This is a genomic window from Cereibacter azotoformans, assembly GCF_021391315.1.
GTDB lineage: Bacteria > Pseudomonadota > Alphaproteobacteria > Rhodobacterales > Rhodobacteraceae > Cereibacter_A > Cereibacter_A azotoformans.
Genome location: NZ_CP090022.1, coordinates 44075 through 64474 on the forward strand (window position 1 = coordinate 44075; position 20400 = coordinate 64474).

Consider the following 20400-nt stretch of genomic DNA (forward strand, 5'->3'; position numbering starts at 1 on the left):
CTGTTCAGGCCGCAGCCGCGAGGTGCGACCGGGACAGACGGCTGTCGCTGATGGCGAGGAGTTGCAGCCGACGCTCGAGCACCTCCATCCGGCTTTGCAGCCGGTGGGACATCTGCGCCCCGCGCGACGGATCCGCGGCGAGCTGCGCCAACACCGACGAGTCGCTGCGCAGCCTCTGCGCCCGCTCGGCGATGGCCTTGTCCACCATCGACAGGATGATCTGGATCCTCTCCTTGCCGGCCATGACCCGCTCGGCCTGCGCCTCGGTCGCGGCCTGCATGATCTTGTGCGACCAGGGCAGCAGTTCCGCCAGCGTGATCCGGCGCAGCGCCTCGAAGGTCTTCGGCACGTCGATGCCGGGGCGACGCCAGAAGGCCCAGCCGCGGGCCGCGATCACATCGACCGTGAGGGCCCTGCGCGAGAGCGTGAGGGCGGTGGTGAACTCGTCATGCGGCAGGCCCCGCAGCGTCACGCCCTCGGCGATGCCCTCGAACCGCTCGCCCGCAAGGCTGGCCGCGCTGACGAGGCAGTCGTTCAGCGCCCTGTCCACCGCGGCGCGGGTGCGGCGGAACGTGTCGGTGACATCCCGGTCGAGATGCCCGCCGAGCGCCGCAAGATCCACCGCCACCGGCCCCCGCTCTCCGCCCGAGGCGCGGCCGGCCAGTGCCGCCCGTTGCTCTTCGACAAAGGCGCGGATCGTCGTCTCGAGGGCCTGCTGCATCATGGCCGCCGATCGCACAAGGATGCGGTCGGTCGCGGCGGTCATGGCTTCGAACCGCTCCTCAAGCCGGCGGCGCAGGTCCGAAAGCTGCGCCATCTCGGCCCGGATCTCCGTCAGGAAGCGCGCCGCGCCTTGACCGCTCACGGATTCGACCTGCCGGGCCACCGAGTCCCGCTCGCGCTTGCAGAGCGCGATCAGCGCGCCGACCTCGGAACGCAGTTCCTCGTGGATCGAGGCGAGCTGCCGATAGCCCGCGCCGAGGTCGATCAGGCTGCCCAGCGTCTGCTTCACCTCGCCCACGCCCGAGGCGAGCATCAACCGTTCGGCTTGTCCCGTTGGCACCTCGCCGTAGCGGTCGAGCAGGAAGCGACGGAGCCCCGCATCATCCACCCCGGCCCGGAGCGCCCGGGCCTCGGCATCCTCGCGCTGCGCAAGCTCTGCCAGCCAGGCGCTGCCGGCATGGATCGAGAAGGCGGCCCCGGGGATCGCCGCCCGAAGCCGCGACGCGACGTCCGCCACCAGCCCATCGAGTTCCTCGTCCAGATCCTCAAGCTCGTCGATGCGATTGATGAAGACGATCACATTCTTCGCCCGCTCGGCCGAGAGCATCCGCATCAGCGCGATGTCCGCCTCGGTCAGCGGCTGGTGCGCCGAGAGGACGATGATGAAGATATCCGACCGATCCAGGCTGCGGCAGGTGAACTCGTCCCGCACGAGGAACGGATCGTTCACGCCCGGCGTGTCGGTCAGCACCACGGGCACGGCGAAACCCGGCAGGCGCAGATAGACCTCGGCCTCGCGCGTGATCGAGGCATAGCGGCCGAGCGCCTGGTTCCCCAGCCCCTCGTCGGCGCCCGGGCCTGCGCAGACGTAGCTTTGCAGCAGTTCCGGCGACAGGAAGTCGTAGGTGTGGGAGGTGCCCAGCAGCGTCGCATAGGCACGGCCCAGTCTGGCCTGCGCGCGGGCCTTCATCTCCTGGGCCTGCCGCAGCAGGATACTGCTGTCGAAGCCGGGCAGCATCTCCTCGGCCATGCGGCGCACCCGCGGATCACCGTTGACGATCTCGCCCCAGGACCGCTCGTCGAAGAAGCGGAACGAGGCCCCTTGCGGAGGATCGCCGGGCAGGTTGATGCGGAGGTTGGTGACGACCGAGGTCCAGGGATTGACGTCCGAGGGCAGAAGCCCGATCTCGCCGATGAAGGCATTGAGGAACGAGGATTTCCCCGCCTTCACCTGCCCGATGACGGCCACGCGCGCGGTCCAGCCGTCCAGCCGCGCAAGGAGGCGGGCGAAGGGCTCGCGTGAGTCGCGCCCCGCCGCCTCCTCGATCTCCGAGACGATGCGTCGGAGGCTCGCGATCTCCGTCTTCTGCAGCGCGCCAATGTCCATTCTGCCCTCCCGGCGGGTCACGCGGATCCGCGGCGGCGGCTGGTCGTCGGCGCGGACTGCAGACAGGCGCGGGCCCAGGTGAGGTCCAGTTCGGCGATCAGCTCGTCAATGCCCTCGAGGAGGGCATCGGGGTCGTTGGTGTCGAGCGTGGGCAGGATCTGTTCCCAGAGCATCCGGGCCGGGCCGAACATCATCGCCGGCGGTGTCGCGCGCTGAGGCCGGCGGACCGGCGCCGGATCGTCCTGCCGGTCGTCGGGGGCGAGCGCAGGTTCGGGAAGCGGATCCCCCGACCCTGCCGGTGCAGGATCGCATGCCAGAGGAGAAAGCCCGGGGGCCGCGTCAGCGGGCGGCGCCACCGGCGGCTCGCTGGCGGATGCGGCCATCCCGGCGGCCGGCGATGCGACGGGAAACAGCTCCTGCGCCTCGGTGCATGTGGCTGGCGTCGCCTCGGTCGGCAGATGAGTGGCGATGAGCGCAGAAAGATCCGCGTCCGGCGCGGGCTGGGCGGGCTCATCCGGCGGGGGCGGTTCCGCCGCCTCAAGCCGGTCGCGCAGGAGGGTCAGGACATCGCCGTCCACTTCCGCGACCCGAGGCCCTGCCGCCGGAGCGGAGGCAGCCGCGATCATGGCGCCGGTTTCGTCCGGGTCCGCCTCGGCCGTCCCGGTCCGGGCTTCCGGGAGCACACGGCCGGGCTCTGACACCTCTTCAAGGCCCCGCGTGTCTGCCACCTCGGCGTGTGAATCGACCGGCACGGCGCCATCGGCCTCCGCGTCCGCCGAAGGACGAAGCGCCTCGGGGGCGGCATGGGGGGCCCGGGTTACCAGGAGAAGCGGCTCGCTCGCGACGGGCCGCGTCCGGATGCGGCGTGGCATGATCCGCGGCGCGGCAAGGCCGTCTTCGGCCTGTGCCAGCGGAACCGGACGGGCGCGGCGGGGCAGTGCCGCGGATGCCTCGACCAGCGCGGCGCGAAGCTCTTCGACATCCGTCTCCGACAGGAACGAGGCCATGCGCACGGATGCAAACAGCCCCTCCGCCTCGCGCAGGACGCGGCGCATCACCTTGTCGCGGTCCTCGGGATCGGCCAGCTTGTCCGCCTGGGAAAGGAGCAGCAGGCCCGGCCCCGTCACCGCCTCGGGCAGAGACAGCCAGGCGGACCGTTCGCTCTGGCGCCAGGCCTGAACGGCCGGCGAGCACCAGACGATCATGTCGGCCTCGGCCACCATCCTCTCCCAGCTGGCGGCGGGGATGTTCGGATCCGAGTTCCCGGGCGTGTCGATCAGGTCGAACCGTTCCAGCAGCGGGTGCGGATGGCAGATCCGGCAATGGTGGATCCGATCGAGATCCACGGCCTTCACATGGGCCACCAGTTCGGGCACCGAGGCGAAGGCCTGCACCTGCCCGTCAAGCCGCACGCATTCGGGTGCGCCGCCGCCATGTCGTATCCAGACCGGCGGCATCGCGGTCGAGGTGACGGACGAGGGCAGGATCTCGTCACCCAGCAGGGCGTTCACGAGGCGCGTCTTGCCCGAGCTGAACTCGCCCGCAATCATGATGCGCGGCCGACCCTCGGCAGCGCAGGTCACATCCGCCGCCTCTCCGACGATCTGGGACAGTTCCAAGGGCAAGTTCATGCCGCTCCCCTTCTTGTCGCATCCTCAAGCGCGCCTGCCACGTCGGCCAGCGCCCCCTCCTGCCCGGCGGCCGGCCGCTCCATCGCATCGAGAACGGCCGCCACGAACTCGGTCTGCTTGCGGCAGAAGACGCACGCGGCCTCGGCGACCTCCTGGCAGAAACCGGCAAAGTCCTCCTGGCCCACCGCCTCGGTCAGGGGCAGCGTCTCGGCCATGATCAGGGCGCGGTAGCGATTGGCCCGATCCTCCGGCGACCCCCGCCGCTGGAAGAAGCGCCGCCACCAGGCCTCCTGCATGTCGAGCGAGATGGTCTGGGCGATGATCCCCGGCGCCTGCGGCACGGGCCCCTGCGGCAGGTGGAAGGCCACGCTTCCCTCCGGCACCCCGAGATCGCCGCAGAGCAACCGCGCGAAGCCTTCGGCCGCCTCGCCCGTGCAGTCGCCAAGCGCATCCCGGACCGTCTTGGCGGCGGCCAGGTAGGAAGAGCGGATCATCATGCGCAATGTGGTGGGATCGCAGCGCCAGCCCTCGGTCTCGCCATAGGCGGAGATGTGCGAGGCCAGTGCGCCGACGGCCCCTTCAACAAACTGCTCGTGCGCGCGGCCAAGCCGCTCGGCAAGCGCCGCCCGCGCCTCGACGATCCGCGCCTTGAGCCGCTCGTCGCACAGGCGGCCGATCTCCGCCGCCCGCGACTCGATCGCGGGACGATCGACCGCCGCCGGGGGCATCGCGCCGCTGCGCGCAACGATGTCCACCGTCTCGACTTCCGAGATCACGTTCCCGGTCTCGGCCTGGATGTCGGCCAGCATGGCCTGCCCCGGCCCCTCGACGATCCGGCGGGAAATCTCGGCATGAAGCGCAGGCACGCCCGACGCCTCGAAGGCCAGAGAGCGGAGATCGCGCGCCTCCGACCGCCCCGCCGTCCAGCCGCGCAGGGCGCGCCGGCTAGGCTCGGAGAGCGCGTCGCACCGATCCTCGAGCGCGCGCACCGCCCAGAGGGCGCTTCCGAAGAGGATGGTCATTCCGGCCCCGATCCGGGCCCGCTCGAGCGTGTGGCGGATCGCGTCCTCGATCTCGCGGCACTGCGCCACCGGATCGGCCAGTTCGTCGATGCGGTTGACGAAGATCAGCACCTCGCGCGCCTCGACATTGCCGATGATGCGCAGCAAGGCCATGTCCATCGTCGAGAGCGCCTGGTGCGCCGACAGGACGATCACGCAGACCCGGCTTTCGCTGATCGCGTTCAGCGTGATCTGCTCGCGCATCATGAAGGTGTCGTTCACGCCGGGCGTATCGCGGATGCAGAGGTTCTGCGGATAGCCCGGCAGATCGACGAAAAGATCCGCCGTCCTGGTGATGTCGGCATAGAAGCCCTGCGCGCGGCACTTCGAGTCGCCCGTGTCGCCGTAGCAGATGTAGCGGTCGATCACGTCGCTCGAGAGATCGGGGAAGGCGTGGCTGCTGCCGAGCAACCTCTCGAAATCCTGGCCAAGGCGAGCCTCGGTCGTGCCGCGCATCGCCATCACCTGCGCCCGGATCTGCTCGGCCTCGGACGCAAAGCCGGCCCGCCGCGCCATCTCGCCAAGGCGCCCGCCCGTGGTGACCAGCCGGTCCCATTCCAGCGCGTCGAAGAAGCGGAAGAGCGCCCGGGTCTCGAGCGGGCGGCGGGGCGAGTTCAGGTGAACGTTGGTGATGACCGAGGTCCAGGGATTGACGTCCGACGGCAGCAGGCCCGGCCGGCCGATCAGCGCGTTCAGAAGCGTGCTCTTGCCGGCCTTGACCTGACCCAGCACGCTGACCGAGGGCTCGAAGGCGTCGATCCGTTCGATGATGCGGTCAAGCTGCGCCCGAAGCGCCGGCGCCGCGTCTCCCGTAAGCTCCAGCAGGGCGTCGCGGATGCGGTTCAGGCCGGCCCAGTAGCTCTCGAGTTCATCAAACGCCGGCCGCCCCCCCGGCGGAACAACATCATCCCTGTCTGCAAAATCGCGCACATCCAATCTCCGCATTCGGGCATCACGTCGCCGGCCCGCACCCCAAGGCCGGCCCGCAGGCTTGCTGCTCCGCAGTCCGCATGCCTTCTCAGTCATGGGGGGGGAATGTGATGCAATTTGTGCGCAACCCCGGCAATTTGGAGACTGCAGGGGCAGGTCAGGGCCGCCGGAACGCGTGGCGCAACTGCATCGCAGGACAGGGATTCCCCCGCGCAGCCGGCGGGCACCGCCACAATGGCGCCATAGTCTCGCCGGTTTTCGGCCACGCGATCACGTGCCGGGATGGGCTAGACGGCTTCGGGGGATTCGGGCCTTGGCCGGAAATGGCTTCCCGCCCAGCCCCTTCCGGGGCAGAACTGCACCCGCGGGGGCGAGTTGCGGTTGTGGACTGAAGGTGTCCTGCTTCCGAGTGGGCGGGCCTTCCTGCGCAAGAAGGGGCGGCGCCGGCCGGGCACCGCCCCATGTCAGAAAACAGCTACAAGTGGCTGTGAGGCATGAACAATCGTCGGAGCCTTGAAGATCAGGCGGCCAGCGCCTCGACGGCGGCTTCGGCGCGGGCAAGGGACTCCTCCGCCCCGAACACCATGCGGTCGGCAGCCACGAACTCGACATCGGTGATGCCGAAGAAGCCCAGGATCTGACGCAGCCAGCCCGAGGCATGATCAAGCTCGGACCCGAGCGGCGTGCCGTCAGAGGTGAAGGCCACGATCGCGCGCTTGCCGGTCAGCAGGCCGACAGGTCCGGTCTCGGTATAGACAAAGCTCTCGCCGCGCCGGGCGATATGGTCCACCCAGCTCTTGAGCTGCGCGGGCGGGGCGAAGTTGTACACCGGCAGCGCGATCACGAGGATGTCGGCCGCCTTGACCTCGGCCAGGATCGCATCCGCCTCGCGAGCCGTCTCTGCCTGCTCGGCCGTCCGCTCTTCGGGCGCGGTGAAGACCGAGCCGAGCCAGGCGCCGTCGATCTGGCGGATCCCCTGCGCGAGGTCGCGCGAGACGACGTTGGCGGAGGGATGGGCCGCCAGGAGCCGCTCGACGATGCGGCTGGTCAGGCGACGCGACACGGCGGCCTCGCCCTTGATGGAACTGTCGATGCGCAGGATGTTGGTCATGGCGATACCTCTCTGGGGTGTGGTGCTGCACATGGTTGATCGAGCGGCGGCCGACAACTTGCGCAGATGCGCGGGTCCTGTGCACGGAAGAACAAGCCGGAGCATGGGCCTGCCTCTGCGTGCGGCGGGGCCGGGCGCGCGCGGCAGGGGGTGATGGCTGCCAAACCGCAGCCATCATGCGGCAGAAGGTCCTGATCGCCGGTGCTGCGCCGCGGCGACGGGCGCGCTAGGATCGGGCATGGTTTCGCCGCCTCCCCACGCCCGTCCCCATTCGGAATGGCTTGCGCATCTGCCGCGCGGCCATGGCCGGCGATACCGGCCCGGAGAGAGCATCGCGCGCCCCGAGCAGCCCACGAACCGCGTCTTCCTGCTCGACAGCGGGCTGGCGCGGATCTGTCTCAACGCGGCCTCGAAGGAGCTGGTGCTGGGCTACCTCCGCCCCGGCGGCTTCTACGTGACCCACACCCGCGCCTGGGTCGAGGCGCTCGAGCCCTGCGAGGTGGTGAGCTGGCCGGTCGAAGACATGCTGGAGCTTGTCACCCGCGAACCCGAGCTGGGGCTTGCCGCCTTCCGCGAGGTGGGCCGCATCCTTCACGGCGCGCTGAGCCTGATCGAGGACCTGGCCTTTCGCCCGGTCGAATCGCGCCTGGCCCGGTTCCTCCTCGCGGAGCGGCAGACCCAGGGCACCGACCGCATCCGGCTGATCGAGACGACCGAGGCCCTCGCCTGCGCGCTCGGGACGACGCGGCAGACGCTGTCCACCCTGCTCAACCGGCTGGTGCGCGAGTGCGTCATCGCCCGCCCCGACCGGCGACACATCCAGATCCTTCTCCCGGCCCGGCTCGAGGAGATGAGCGAACTGTCATCCGGCTGACAGATCCTGCGGTGCCTTTCCGCTAGCTTGCCTGCACCGTCCGAACCGGGAGCCGCCATGAACGACCACACCCCCGATCGCTATGTCACCTTCCTGGGCATCGACTGCGATGCCAAGGCGGACCGCATGATGGAGATGCTCAGCGCGCGGCTGGCATCGACCGACTCGCCATGGGTGCGCTACTTCGAACAGAAGCTGGCCGAGAAGGCGCGCATGGCGACGGACAACCTCCATTTTGTCGGCAGCCAGATCAACAGCCTCTACAGCTTCTTCGAGGAAGCCGAGGACGAGGAAGGGCTCGACCTGCTCTGGCACCTCGAGCACAACTGCTGCTGACATCATCCGCCTGAACACCCCGCTGCGGGCCGGGATCGGACGCGAAGCTGTCACGGCAAGAATCCTGCCCGTCCCTTACGACGGCGCCGCCTCGCGCGGCGACCCTCGGCCCGTCCCTCCCGGCCAATCCGACGGCCCCGAAGGCGTCCCGCTCGACCGCAGGATGCCCGCAGGATGAGAATCCGCAACCCCCGCGTGCAGAACCACTTTTTTTGGACAGGGCCATGTGGGGATTGGTTGACTCTCCCATGGCAGTCATGAAACCTGCCGTTCAGGTGGGGCAAGAGGCTATTCGGATTAACCAATATAGCCTTTGGTATGGATTTCCGGTCGGCGACATTTCGCGCCGATGTGTTCCTGGAGGATTATTTTCATGACGAAGTTTTCCAATTTCAGCACCAATGCCGATCGCCAACCGGCGCCGGTTCATGTCGCTGTCGTGGATGCGATGAGCGAATTCTGCGACGCGCTTCAGGGGCGGCACACGCTGGGCGAGGCGCTCGCCCATCTTGTGCGCAGCGTCGGAGCGGAATGCGGCATGGTGGTGCGCTCGAGACTGGGCGGAAAGCCGCAACGGGTTGCCGTCCATGACGAACGGCGCGGCGAGCCCGTCCGGCCCCTGGTGGCCTCATATGCCGCGGACCATTTCGGCGCGGCGCTCGAGAATGCGCGCCCCGGCAGCCTCTGGCTCGGATCCTCGGTGACGGGCGACGGAACGCTGGCCGATTGGCAGGGCGCGCGCCGGATGCGGGAATTTGCGGTGCTCATCCTGGCCTCCAGCCCCTCGGCCCGCGATCATGTCGAACTGCATTTCCGGCAGGAGCCTCTTCCGTCGCTGAGCGCGGCGATCGAGGCGATGCTGCCGACGCTCGTGCGGGCCTGGGCCAAGCGCCAGGCGGGCCTCGTGAGCCAGGCCATCGCCGGCCACCGCACCCGCGCCGATGTCACCTCCGGCAAGCCCATCCTGGGCGAGGCCAACCCGGCCCAGCTCAGCCGGGCCGAGTTCCGGGTGTGCCTGCTGCTCAGCCGCGGGCTTCCGGTGGAGGGCGTCTCGGCCGAGCTGGGTCTTGCCCGCTCCACCGTGCGTTCTCACCTGCGGAGCATCCATTGCAAGACCGGCACGTCCTCGCTGGCCGAACTCGTGTTCCGGCTGCTCGAGACGGGCGATCCCGAGCCGGCGGGCGGCTTCCGCCGCCTGTGACGGCGCGGCGGGCGGGTTGCGGAGGTCTGGCGCAGGATCCGCCTGCCCGAGAGACCCCCCCCCCCCGCGCGCATCAAGGGCTGGGGGCAGGCCGCGGAACTTCCAGCCCTGCCTTCGGCGTTGAAAGGGCTTGCCGCGCGAGCGCAGGACCGGTCTGCTGGTCCGCCTTCCTCTGACGGAGACATCCGACGTGACTTCCGAAACCAGCGTCTTCGATCCCCCGGAAGGAGTGCTGCGCGCCACGGCAAGCCGGGGCGCCGTGGCGACCATCGCCTCGCAGGGGGCGCTGATGCTGACCCAGATCGGCTCGGTCGTGATCCTCTCGCGGCTGCTCTCGCCCGAGGATTTCGGCCTTGTCGCGATGTGCACGCCCGTCATCGCGCTGCTGATGATGCTTCAGGATTTCGGCCTGCTGGCCGCGACGGTCCAGAAGCAGGGGCTGAAGACCGAGGAGGTGAACTTCCTCTTCTGGATCAATGTCGCGCTGAGTGTCTCGCTCACGCTGATCCTGCTGGCGACCTCGCCGCTGGTGGCGATGTTCTACCAGGAGCCGCGGGTGGGGCCGCTGATTGCGGCGCTCTCGGTCACGATCGCGCTGAACGGGCTGGGGGCCCAGCACGCGGCGCTGCTGATCCGGCGGATGCAATATGTGCGCCTCGGCTTCATCCAGGTCGCAGGGGCCGTGCTGTCGCTGGCGACCGCCGCCATCTGGGCCTGGATTGATCCGAGCCCGTGGGCGCTGTTCGGCGGGGCTCTGGTGGGAACGCTCGTGCCGACGCTCGGCATGTGGCTCGGCTCGCGCTGGCGGCCGGGGCCGCCACGGCGCATCGAGGGGTGGCGGCCGCTCCTGAACTTCGGCGCGGGCGTCACCGGGTTCAATTTCGCCAACTTCTTCTCGATGAACGTGGACAAGGTGGTCATCGGCCGGGCCTTCGGCGGCGAGTCGCTGGGCTACTACGACCGGGCCTTCAAGCTGGTTCTGATGCCCTCGAACTCGATCTTCAACCCGCTTGCGCGGGTGATGGTGCCTGCCCTGTCCCGCCTTCAGGACGAGCCGGACCGCTATCGGAGCGCCTATCTCCGGGTCGCGGGGCTGCTGCTCTTCCTTCTGCTGCCGATGATGGCCTGCGCGGCCGCCTTTGCCGACATCGTGATCCCGCTGGCCTTCGGCCAGAACTGGGATGGCAGCGTGGCGATCTTCACCGCGCTCGGGATCGCCGGCCTTGTGCAGCCGCTGAACAATGTGGCGGGCTGGCTGTTCCTCAGTCAGGGCCGGTCGAGGGACTTCTTCCACTCGGGCCTGATCCACGCCCTCTTTGTCGGCACGGCGGTGCTGGCGGGCCTGCCGTTCGGGCTGGTCGGGGTCGTCGTTGCCGTGGCGATCGCCGAATATCTGAAGGTGCCGGCGATCTGGGCCCTGACCTGCCGCAGCGGCCCGATCCGCTATCGCGACATGATCCGCAGCGTGGGACCGCTGGTTCTGTCGGTGCATTTGGTCATGGGGCTGCTTTGGCTCGCCAAGCCCCACCTCCCCGGTCCGGGCCTTGCGGCGCTGCTGCAGGGGGGCCTTTTGTCCTATGCGCTGACGGCCCTGATGATCTCGACCACATCGGCCGGGCGCGAGACGCTGCGCGAGGGTTGGCGGCTTGTGGCCGAGAAGATGCCCCTGCGGCGCCGGATGGTGGCCGGGACGTGATCGCCGCCCGCGTCAGGCCTGGCGGAGGAACCCGGCAAGCAGCCCGTTCGCTCCGGCCGTGACGTCGGCCCAGGTGGCGAGGAAGCCTTCCGGCCCGCCGTAGTAGGGATCGGCCACCGGCTGGCCGGCCCGCCCCGGGACGTGATCGAGCAGAAGCGACAGCCGGGCCCGAGCGCCCGACGGCCGCAGCCGGCGCAGTTCCGCGAGGTTTTCCAGATCCAGCGCCACGAGATGGTCGAATTCGACGAAGTCCGTCCGATGGACCTGCCGCGCGCGGTAATGGCCGATGTCGATGCCGTGCGCCCGCGCGACCTGCTGCGCCCGAGGATCGGGGGCCTCGCCCGCATGCCAGCCGCCGATCCCCGCGCTGTCCACCTGCAGGCTCACGCCTCGCCCGTCGGCGGCTGAGCGAAGCGCAGCCTCGGCAAGCGGAGAGCGGCAGATATTGCCGAGGCAGATGAAGAGAACGCTGGGAAGCTGCGTCATGATACCTCCGTGGGATTGTGCATCCTAGGTGGATCAGTCAGCATGATCAAGAGCTTGCGGGTTAACGCAGGGTCAGGGCGACGGGTGGGATACCCGCCGCGCGAACCTCAGGCTTGTGGGCGGAGGGTCGGCAGACGGCAGAAGGAGAAGGCCGCCGCCCATCCCATCAGGTAGCCGCCGAGATGCGCCTCCCACGCGAGCCCGCCCTGCAGGAAGACAAAGAGCGCAATGTTGGCCACGATCAGGCCCCCGACCGTCCCGAGCACCGGCCGCAGCGACAGGCCGCGGGCGCGGCGGCGCTGGAACTCCCACGCGTTCCAGAGCCCGAAGAAGCCGAAGGCCGCGCCCGACGCGCCGATCATCGGCCCGTGGGACATCGAGATCAGGCCGAAGGCAGCCCCGCCCGCGATGGCCGACAAGGCAAAGAGCAGGAACAGACGCACGCGCCCCACGCGTTCGCCGATGACCTTTCCCAGCGAGAGCAGGATCACGCCGTTCATCACCAGATGAAGCAGGTTCGCATGAAGGAAGGCGTGCGTCAGGAACATGGCCTCGCGCTGGAACGGGTAGAGTTCCCCGGCCCCCGGCGCAAGCAACGGCGGCCAGAAGGCACCCAGCAGGATGGCGATGCTCCGCAGTCGAGGCTCGCCGATCCAGCCCGATTCAGCGGCGGTCAGCAGCAGCTCGATCGCGGCAAGAAGCCCCACGAGCGCCCAGACGAAGCCGGGGGCACCGGACGAGGAGGACGAGGATGGGCCGGTGCGGTGGTTCTGCGGCTGCGACATGGAGATCACATAGGCCCCCATGCCCGCGCCGCCAAGGGCCTGCCGCACGCGATACGCGCGCCGCGGCCGACCGGGCCGCCTCCCTCCGCAGACGCGGCGGGCTGCAAAGGCAAAAAGACCCCGGACAGCGATCGCCATCCGGGGCCCGCCTGCAGGGTCGGCCAGCCTTAGTCCGCCGTGGCCTGAAGCCTTGCAATCTCGTCCTTGAGGTGCAGCTTCTCTTTCTTCATCGACTGGATTTCCAGATCATCGACGCCATGATCGCGCGCGGCCGCGGTGATCGCCTCGTCCAGCTCGTCATGCCGGCGCTGAAGCGTGGAAATGTGGGTCTCGACGGTCATCTGGCTCCTCCTTGCAACGGGTCTTTCTTCTGACGTGGGCATTTTATGGCCACCCACAAGAGGCGCCGGCGGTTTCTTTTCAGGCCCCTGCGCCGCCGTCCATCCCGGGCTCTCGCCAAAGCCCGAACCGCCCCTAGATCCCCGGCAAGGTCCCGGAGGTTCAGGTGCGATTTCTTCTGTCCAGTCTTGGCGTTCTGTCCGTGGGGCTTCTGGTCCTCGGGGTCTGGTGGTTCGTGCAACATTCGGTCGGCCGCGGCCTGAGCCTTGCAACCCCGGCAGAGCAGGCCGGATCGCGCCTGTTCCACCCCGAGGCGATGGCGGCGACCGCGGCGATCTACGGCCACATGATCCTGGGGGGACTGCTCACCCTTCTTGCGCCGCTGCAACTGCTCGGGCCGGTGCGACGAGCGGTGCCGCGGGTGCACCGGATGCTTGGTCGCCTCGTGGCGGGGCTGGCGCTCGCCACGGGGGCCGGAGGGCTCGCCTACATCCTCTCGCAAGGCACGGTGGGCGGCCCGTGGATGAGCCTCGGCTTCGGCCTTTACGGCGTCCTGCTCATGATTGCGGCGGTGCGCACGGTGCAATTGGCCCGGCGCCGCGATCCCGCGCACCGCGCCTGGGCGGGGCGGCTGGTGATCCTGGCGCTCGCCTCCTGGATCTACCGGATGCACTACGGGCTCTGGCACGCCTTCACCGGGGGCGTCGCCACGAGCGACGATTTCAGCGGCACCTTCGACCGCATTCAGGTCTTTGCCTTCTACCTGCCCTACCTCGCGCTCTTCGAGGCGGTCCGCCTGCTCTGGCCCTCGCGGCGAAGGTCCGTGCGGCTGGCCGAGGGACGGGCGGCGCCGGGACGGGCCTGAGGGCGTCACAGGGGCGGTCGAACCTCCGCCCCACCCTCCGCACCTGCGGCACATCCGCCCGAAGCCGGACTCATTCAGCTTTTTGATTGCAGTCAACGACAAATCCGGATTCCTTGGGCAAAGGGGCATTCTGTTTTGCCCGGAGTGCAAGATGCGATTGACCAAGTTCAGCGACTATGCCCTGCGGGTCCTGCTCTATGCGGCCAGCATCGAGGACGGCCGGCTGGTGACGATCGGCGAGACCGCCTCGATCTATGGGATCTCGCAGGGGCACCTGAAGAAGGTGGTGATGAGCCTTATCCATGCGGGCTTCCTGCAGGGCACCCGCGGCCGCACGGGCGGCTTCCGTCTCGCCCGCCCCGCCAACGAGATCCGCCTCGGCGAGGTGCTGCGCGCCACAGAGACCGACTTTGCGCTGGTCGAGTGCTTCCAGCAGGGCAACGCCTGCTGCATCAGCCGGCCGTGCCGGCTGCCGCCGATCTTCGCCAAGGCGGTCAAGTCCTTCATGGACACGCTGGATCAGTTCACCATCGCCGATGTGATGATGGCCCCCGAGCAGTTCGGCCTCGAGGCGGAACGGGCCTAGCGCCGGCTTGTCCGCACCAGCGCGACGGTGAAGATCACCAGCGCGACCCAGATCATCGGGAAGGCGATGGCCTCGGCCCGCCCGAACGCCTCGCCGAAGACGAAGACCGCGGTGAGGAAAATCAGCGTCGGCGCCACATACTGCAGGAAGCCGATGGTCGAGAGCTTCAGCAGCTTGGCGCCGTTGGCATAGAGCATGAGCGGGGTGGCCGTGACGAGCCCCGTCCCGAAGAGAAGCGCCTGATCGGCGAGGCTGCCGTGCAGGAAGTGCCCCTCGCCGCGGCTCTCGACCCATCCCACCACGGCCAGCGCGGGCACAAGCAGGATCAGCACCTCGAGCAGGAACCCCTGGTTCGGACCGAGAGGCAGCGACTTCTTGAGGTAGGCGTAGCCGCCCCACGTCAGGGTGAGGCTGATGGCGACGAAGGGAAGCCGCCCGGCCTCGACCGTCAGGACCACCACCGCGGCCACGGCGAGTGCGATGGCCGCCAGTTGCAGCCGCCCGAGGCGCTCTCCCAGCAGGACGGCGCCGAGGAACACGCTGAAGAGCGGGTTGATGTAGTAGCCAAGGGCGGTATCCAGCGCGTGCCCCGCCCCGATCGCCCAGACATAGATCCCCCAGTTGACCGAGATGAGCGCCGCGGTGGCCGCCGCCATCAGCAGAAGCTTGGGCGACCGCAGCGCGGCCTGCAACTCGGACAGCCGACCCAGCGCCGCCAGCACCGCCAGCGCCACCGGCACCGACCAGATCACCCGATGCGCCACCACCTCATAGGCCGGCACATGCGCCAGAGCCTTCATGTAGATCGGCATGAAGCCCCAGAGCAGGTAGGCGGACAGGGCAAAGGCCATGCCGCGCGGGCTGTCCTCGTTGTGGGGAAGGGTCAGGTCGCTCATCGGCTCATCCTTGGGAATCCTTCCGCCATACAGGAGGCGCAACGCGGCGCCAATCCGTTATCGTGACCTCATCCATCGCATTTGCTGATGAGAGGAGGGCGACCCATCCCCGGCGCGACGCGCCATCTCGTCGCAGAGGCTTGACAGTCATTCCGCCAATCGCCGGCTTCGCAGCCGGGGAAATGGGCAGGTTGACGGTACCGCGCCCGACCGTTAGGCCCACCAATGCCGAGAGAAAAGATCAACCTTCTGATTTCCCGCGTATTATTGCCTTCCCGCTCGGTCAGGCCCATCATGGCTCGAGGCGGCGGCGACTCGTTGGCGCCGCCTGACGGGTGGTGAAAGCGGGTGCCGCTGCTGCCAGCCTGCCGACGGGCGGCATGAGGCCGAGAGCCTCAAGGGATCAGGAAAGGACGGACATGAAGGGCGACGACAAGGTCATAGACTATCTCAACCGGGCGCTGCGGTCGGAACTGACAGCGGTCAGCCAGTACTGGCTGCACTACCGTCTCCAGGAGGACTGGGGCTTTGGCGCCATCGCCGACAAGTCGCGCGAGGAGAGCATCGAAGAGATGCATCACGCCGACCGGCTGATCGCGCGGATCATCTTCCTCGAAGGCCACCCGAACCTGCAGGCTCTGGATCCGCTGCGCATCGGCCAGAACCTGCGCGAGACGATGGAGGCCGACCTCGCCGCGGAACATGACGCCCGGACCCTCTACATCGAGGCGCGCGACCACTGCGACAGCGTGGGCGACTACGTCTCGAAGGTGCTGTTCGAGGAGCTGATCGCCGACGAGGAAGGTCACATCGACTTCCTCGAAACGCAGCTCGGGCTGATGGACACGATCGGCGTGCAGAATTACGGCATGCTCAACGCCAAGCCTGCCGACAAGGCGGAAGGCGACGCGCACTGAGTTCCTGCGGGCAACCGCGGTCTCCGCGGTTGCCCCCGATCCCGGCAAGGCCCTTCACGCAGCGTCAGAGCCCGATGAAGGCCCGGGGATCCGTTATCGTCCTTCGTTCCGAACCGATGGCAGCAGCGATTTTCATGCGCGGCCAGGTGCTGAATTTTCGCAACAACGGAAAAGCCCTTGAATAAATCCCGCAATTCAAGGCAATATAATGCTGATCCATGTCATATTGAAAACGCGACCCATCCTGGCACCCCGCGGCGGCCAGTTCTTTCGTCTGTATTGGCCTATGCGAACGTCTGGTTCGCACTGCCTCTTGGGTGGGATTATTTACAGAATACCGCCATGCAGATAAGAGGAGCCGATTGTCTTTTGCTGTTTTCGGAGTGCCCATGGCACGGATTGCGACTGAGCCGGAATCTGAGCCGGTACCCCTGAGCAAGTGGCTCTGGCGCTCCTATCTGAAGGCGGCACTCGTCCCGCTCCTGCTGATCGAATTCGGCTTCATCGGGGTCTATCTCTTGACGAGCCAGGTGGTCTATGACCGCAGCGCCTCGGCGATCACGCGCATCTCGACGACGATGCTGCGCGACGACTCGATCCGCGAGGCCAACATCATCGCCCACCGCCTTCAGAGCATCAGTGCCGCCACCCAGATCTATGCCGATGAATCCGGCCGCGCCCTCGCCACTCCCGCTGACGTTCCCGAGTCGTTGAAGGCCATGCACGGCTATTCGCCGGATGGTGTCTTCTACACCAAGAAGGACACCGGCGGATCGGCGGTCTTCTATTCCGGTGTCGTCCCGATCGGCGAGGCGGAACAGGAAAAGGTCTGGCGCACCGTCCGGCTGGATCCGCTGATGAAATCCATCAAGGAGAGCGATTCGCTCATTTCGCAACTCTATCTCAATACCTGGGATTCCTATAACCGGATCTATCCCTACTTCGACGTGCTGAACATCTACGCGCCGAAGATGGATATCCCCACCTACAACTTCTACTACGAGGCCGACGACGTTCACAATCCGGCCCGAAAGCCGGTCTGGACCGACGCCTATGTCGACCCCGCGGGCGATGGCTGGATGGTCTCGTCGATCGCGCCCGTCCATGGCCCGGAAAAGCTCGAGGCCGTCGTGGGCATCGACGTCACGGTCAAGACGATCGTCGAGCAGGTGCTCAACATCAAGCTGCCCGGTGACGGCTTTGCCATCCTGATCGGTCGCGACGGCACGATCCTCGCCCTGCCGCCCGAGGGCGAGGACGATCTCGGCGTGAACGAGCTGATCGGCCACAGCTATGCCGAGGCGATCCTGCAGGACACGTTCAAGCCGGCCGAGTTCAACATCTTCCGCCGCCCGGACCTGTCGGCCATCGCGCTCGAGATGCAGTCGCAGCCATCGGGCGTCCAGCGCGTCGAGTTGCAGGAGCCGATGATCGCCGCCTGGTCCACCATCGCAGGCCCCAACTGGCGGCTCCTGCTGTTGAGCAGCGAGAAGAGCCTGCTGGCCGAAGCCACCAACCTGCGCAGCCAGCTCGGGTTCGTCAGCACGATCATGGTGGCGATCCTTGTCCTGTTCTATGCCGTCTTCTTTGCCTACCTCTGGCGGCGGTCCATCACGATGAGCGCCCGCGTCGCGCGGCCGCTTGCCGATCTCGAGCAGCGCATGGTGCTGATCAGCGAGGGCAACACCGTTCCGCCCTCGCCGCCCTTCGCGATCCGCGAGCTTCAGACGGTGGGCGAGCATCTGGCCACGATGGGCGACAAGCTCGACGCGGCGAACCGGGCCAAGTCGAACTTCCTCTCGGCCATGAGCCACGAGCTGAGGACCCCCCTGACGGCCATCATCGGCTATGCCGAGCTTCTGGAGGCGTCGGAGGGTCGCAAGCTCGAGGGAGAGCGGATGAACCATGTCCGGGCCATTTCCTCCTCGGGGTGGAGCCTGGTGAAGCTTGTCGATGCGGTGCTCGAACTCAGCCGCCTGGATCACAAGGATCTGCGGCTCTCCACCCGTTCGCTGGACCTTGCCCCCCTCGTGCGGGAAGCCTGCGAGCGTGCACGCCCCGATGCCGACCGGATGCAGGTCACGCTGCGAATCGACGAACCGGACGAGCCGCTGCCGTCGGTGATCGGCGATCCGGGAATGCTGCGGCGCATCCTCGATCAGCTCCTGTCGAACGCGGTGAAATACAACGTGCCGGGCGGCCGGGTCGATGTCGGTTTCGACCTCGCCTCTCCCGACAGCGTGGCGCTTGAGGTCCGCGACACGGGGCTGGGCATCGCGCAGGATCGGCAGTCGGATGTCTTCAAGGCCTTCCAGCGGCTGGGGCACGAGAACGGTGCGATCAGCGGCGCCGGCATCGGCATGACCATCGCCCAGCGACTGGCCGAAGTCACCGGCTGCAACCTGCACTTCGAGAGTGAGCCCGGCAAGGGGTCGACCTTCGTGTTGCGCATTCCCCGCACCCGGCAGGGCCGTGTCTGATGATGACGGCCCGGCCGCGCACGCCACCTCTTGCCAATCCGCACGGCGCGGGCCAGCCTGCGCCGCATGGACAGTGAATTTCTCATCATCGGCGGTGGCATAGCCGGCGTATCCGCGGCAGCCCGCCTCTCGGAGCTGGGCTCGGTGACGCTGCTCGAAGCCGAGGAGGCGCTCGCGCATCATGCGTCGGGCCGTTCAGCCGCCCTGTATGAGCCACGCTACGGCCGGCCGTCGGTGGTCGAACTCTCGCTCGCATCCGGTGACTTCTTCCACGGGGCCGAAGGCGTCCTTTCGCCCCGCGGCCTTCTCGTCGTGGGACGCGAGCACGAGCGCGCACGGTTCGAGGCCGAGGCGCAGGGGATGCACCTGGAACGCATCCCGGCCGAGGCGGCCAGGGCCGAGGTTCCGATCCTGCGCCCCGACATCACGCTGGCCGCCCGCGCGAGCCACGCCCATGACATCGACACCGACCTCCTGCTCCAGCGGTTCGCCCGCGAGGCGCGCGGACGGGGCGCGCAGATCCGCACGAAGGCGCGGGTGAGCGCCATCGCGCGCGACGGCACCGGCTGGCGCGTCAGCGCGGATCAGGAGTATCGCGGACGGATTCTCGTGAACGCCGCCGGCGCCTGGGCGGACCAGGTGGCCGCGATGGCCGGGGTGCGCCCGCTGGGGCTGGTCCCCTATCGCCGGTCGATGGCCCGGATCCCGGCGCCGGGCGGTCACGATGTCTCGCGCTGGCCCATGATCTTCGGCGTCGGCGAAAGCTGGTATGCCAAGCCCGACGCGGGCGCGCTCATCGTCTCACCCGCCGACGAGGACCCGCAGGAGCCGCACGACGCCTGGGCCGACGACATGGTGCTGGCCGAGGGGCTCGCCCGGTACGAGGAGATGGTGACCGAGCCTGTCACACGCCTGCTCGCCTCCTGGGCGGGGCTGCGGACCTTTGCCCCCGACCGTGTGCTCGTGATCGGAGAGGATCCGGCCGCGCCCGGTTTCTTCTGGCTGGCCGGGCAGGGCGGATATGGTTTCCAGACCTGCCCCGCCGCAAGCCGCCTTGTCGCGGACCTCGCGGGCGGGCGTCCGCCCGAGGTGTCGGCCGCGCTCGTGGCGGCCCTGTCGCCCGCACGCTTCGGCTAAGGCTGTGCCTTCCTGATTCCGTCGCCCGGCCATCCCGGCCGCGGTGAGCGATGAGACGCCTGCGCCGCGCCCGGCGGCCGCAGGTATGCCGGCTGCACAGAAAATGCGCCTGCAGCGAATCCGTTGATCCATATCAAGGCTGCGAGGGCACGGCGCCGATACTTCCCGGCAAAGAGGTAGAACGCCTCAACCTTTTATTTGCCAGGTCCGCATGCCCAGCAGCACAAGCCGCCGCGCCGTCCTCCGGGGCCGTTTCACCGAACGAGAGGTGCCACGTCCCCCCGGATCCGGCGCCAGCTTCGCCGAGGCCTGCACGGGCTGCGGCGACTGCGCGCGGGCCTGCCCCGAGGGCATCATCCGGCGCGACGCGGACGGGCTGCCGGTGGTCGATGTCCGCGAGGGCGCCTGCACCTTCTGCGGATCCTGCACCCGCGCCTGCGCGGCCGAGGCGCTGCAACCCGCATCCCCCTGGATGTGGCGCGCCGAGGCCGGCGCGGGTTGCCTCGACATGAACGGCATCCAGTGCCGCGCCTGCGAGGACTTCTGCGACAGCGCCTCGATCCGCTTTCGTCCGCTCACCGGCGGGCGGGCCCAGCCGGTCATCGACCGCGACAGCTGCACCGGCTGCGGCGCCTGCGTCGCCCCCTGCCCGGCCGGCACCCTTCATCTCACCCCCCTCACCCCGGAGACCCGGCCATGCTGAACATCTGCGGCTGCCTCGTCCAGACCATCGCCGAGTTCACGCCGGACGTGATCGCCGCCATCGAGGCCACCGAAGGCGGCGCCGTCCATGCCCACCAGCCCGGCCGCATCGTCGTGACCGTCGAGGACACGGCCACGCGCCGCGCCTCGGACCAGATCATGGACCTGCACCAGATCCCGGGCGTGCTCGGCGTGACCCTTGCCTACCACCATTTCGAGGCGCTCGACGCAGCGCCCGCGACCCTCTGACGGGAGAC

The 20400-nt window shown here is 68.4% G+C and carries 19 protein-coding genes; 11 read left to right on the plus strand and 8 right to left on the minus strand.

Annotation, left to right across the window (positions count from 1 at the left end; genetic code table 11):
* Positions 1 to 4: 4 nt before the first annotated feature.
* The 4 genes from LV780_RS15300 to LV780_RS15315 form a co-directional block, all read right to left on the minus strand.
* Positions 5 to 2110, minus strand: a complete 2106-nt coding sequence (locus LV780_RS15300; protein WP_108220672.1) for a dynamin family protein — start codon at positions 2108 to 2110, stop codon at positions 5 to 7.
* A gap of 17 nt (positions 2111 to 2127) precedes the next feature.
* Positions 2128 to 3741, minus strand: a complete 1614-nt coding sequence (locus tag LV780_RS15305) for a dynamin family protein (RefSeq protein ID WP_108220673.1) — start codon at positions 3739 to 3741, stop codon at positions 2128 to 2130.
* Positions 3738 to 5732, minus strand: a complete 1995-nt coding sequence (locus LV780_RS15310) for a dynamin family protein (RefSeq protein WP_233864124.1) — start codon at positions 5730 to 5732, stop codon at positions 3738 to 3740. Before LV780_RS15310 ends, LV780_RS15305 begins: the two co-directional genes overlap by 4 nt.
* 520 nt (positions 5733 to 6252) lie before the next feature.
* Positions 6253 to 6843, minus strand: coding sequence for an FMN-dependent NADH-azoreductase (locus tag LV780_RS15315; protein WP_108220675.1), 591 nt, complete (start codon positions 6841 to 6843; stop codon positions 6253 to 6255).
* 238 nt (positions 6844 to 7081) lie between these two features.
* Between LV780_RS15315 and LV780_RS15320 the strand changes: the two genes are divergently transcribed.
* The 4 genes from LV780_RS15320 (at position 7082) to LV780_RS15335 (ending at position 10950) form a co-directional block, all read left to right on the plus strand.
* On the plus strand, positions 7082 to 7717 hold the full coding sequence (locus LV780_RS15320; protein ID WP_108220676.1) for a Crp/Fnr family transcriptional regulator: 636 nt from the start codon (positions 7082 to 7084) through the stop codon (positions 7715 to 7717).
* A 57-nt stretch (positions 7718 to 7774) separates the two neighbouring features.
* Positions 7775 to 8053, plus strand: a complete 279-nt coding sequence (gene cowN, locus LV780_RS15325) for a N(2)-fixation sustaining protein CowN (protein WP_011910179.1) — start codon at positions 7775 to 7777, stop codon at positions 8051 to 8053.
* Positions 8054 to 8426: 373 nt separating this feature from the next.
* Positions 8427 to 9254 carry a helix-turn-helix transcriptional regulator gene (locus LV780_RS15330; protein WP_101341483.1) on the plus strand — a complete coding sequence of 276 codons (828 nt, stop codon included), beginning with the start codon at positions 8427 to 8429 and terminating at the stop codon, positions 9252 to 9254.
* A gap of 190 nt (positions 9255 to 9444) precedes the next feature.
* Positions 9445 to 10950, plus strand: coding sequence for a lipopolysaccharide biosynthesis protein (locus LV780_RS15335; RefSeq protein ID WP_117345118.1), 1506 nt, complete (start codon positions 9445 to 9447; stop codon positions 10948 to 10950).
* Positions 10951 to 10962: 12 nt separating this feature from the next.
* On the opposite strand, the gene LV780_RS15340 is transcribed toward LV780_RS15335, so the two are convergent.
* The 3 genes from LV780_RS15340 to LV780_RS15350 all read right to left on the minus strand — a co-directional run bounded on the left by LV780_RS15340 (position 10963) and on the right by LV780_RS15350 (position 12562).
* A complete protein-coding gene (locus LV780_RS15340; protein WP_101341484.1) occupies positions 10963 to 11436 on the minus strand; it encodes a low molecular weight protein-tyrosine-phosphatase in 474 nt (157 codons plus the stop codon).
* Positions 11437 to 11543: 107 nt separating this feature from the next.
* On the minus strand, positions 11544 to 12221 hold the full coding sequence (locus LV780_RS15345; RefSeq protein WP_117345117.1) for a rhomboid family intramembrane serine protease: 678 nt from the start codon (positions 12219 to 12221) through the stop codon (positions 11544 to 11546).
* Positions 12222 to 12388: 167 nt separating this feature from the next.
* On the minus strand, positions 12389 to 12562 hold the full coding sequence (locus LV780_RS15350) for a YdcH family protein (RefSeq protein WP_080517465.1): 174 nt from the start codon (positions 12560 to 12562) through the stop codon (positions 12389 to 12391).
* Between the two features lie 164 nt (positions 12563 to 12726).
* Here LV780_RS15350 and LV780_RS15355 point away from each other — a divergent pair, with 164 nt between their 5' ends.
* Both LV780_RS15355 and LV780_RS15360 read left to right on the plus strand, forming a co-directional pair.
* Complete coding sequence (locus tag LV780_RS15355; RefSeq protein WP_180325191.1) at positions 12727 to 13425, plus strand: DUF2306 domain-containing protein; 699 nt, start codon at positions 12727 to 12729, stop codon at positions 13423 to 13425.
* 151 nt (positions 13426 to 13576) lie between these two features.
* Positions 13577 to 14011 carry an RrF2 family transcriptional regulator gene (locus LV780_RS15360; RefSeq protein WP_011910172.1) on the plus strand — a complete coding sequence of 145 codons (435 nt, stop codon included), beginning with the start codon at positions 13577 to 13579 and terminating at the stop codon, positions 14009 to 14011.
* Here LV780_RS15360 and rarD read toward each other — a convergent pair.
* Complete coding sequence (gene rarD / locus LV780_RS15365; RefSeq protein WP_101341486.1) at positions 14008 to 14907, minus strand: EamA family transporter RarD; 900 nt, start codon at positions 14905 to 14907, stop codon at positions 14008 to 14010. The two genes, LV780_RS15360 and rarD, sit on opposite strands and share 4 nt — an antisense overlap.
* Positions 14908 to 15326: 419 nt before the next feature.
* On the opposite strand from rarD, the gene bfr reads away from it, so the two are divergent.
* From bfr to LV780_RS15390, 5 genes are all read left to right on the plus strand, one after another.
* A complete protein-coding gene (gene bfr, locus LV780_RS15370; protein WP_011910170.1) occupies positions 15327 to 15824 on the plus strand; it encodes a bacterioferritin in 498 nt (165 codons plus the stop codon).
* 389 nt (positions 15825 to 16213) lie between these two features.
* Positions 16214 to 18304 carry a sensor histidine kinase gene (locus LV780_RS15375; protein ID WP_108220677.1) on the plus strand — a complete coding sequence of 697 codons (2091 nt, stop codon included), beginning with the start codon at positions 16214 to 16216 and terminating at the stop codon, positions 18302 to 18304.
* Positions 18305 to 18334: 30 nt separating this feature from the next.
* Complete coding sequence (locus tag LV780_RS15380) at positions 18335 to 19441, plus strand: NAD(P)/FAD-dependent oxidoreductase (RefSeq protein WP_108220678.1); 1107 nt, start codon at positions 18335 to 18337, stop codon at positions 19439 to 19441.
* A 268-nt stretch (positions 19442 to 19709) separates the two neighbouring features.
* The gene (locus LV780_RS15385) at positions 19710 to 20144 is read left to right on the plus strand and encodes a ferredoxin-type protein NapF (protein WP_233864128.1); all 435 of its coding nucleotides are present in this window, start codon (positions 19710 to 19712) and stop codon (positions 20142 to 20144) included.
* On the plus strand, positions 20138 to 20392 hold the full coding sequence (locus tag LV780_RS15390) for a chaperone NapD (RefSeq protein WP_011910166.1): 255 nt from the start codon (positions 20138 to 20140) through the stop codon (positions 20390 to 20392). The genes LV780_RS15385 and LV780_RS15390 overlap by 7 nt, the downstream gene beginning before the upstream one ends.
* Positions 20393 to 20400 lie beyond the last annotated feature (8 nt).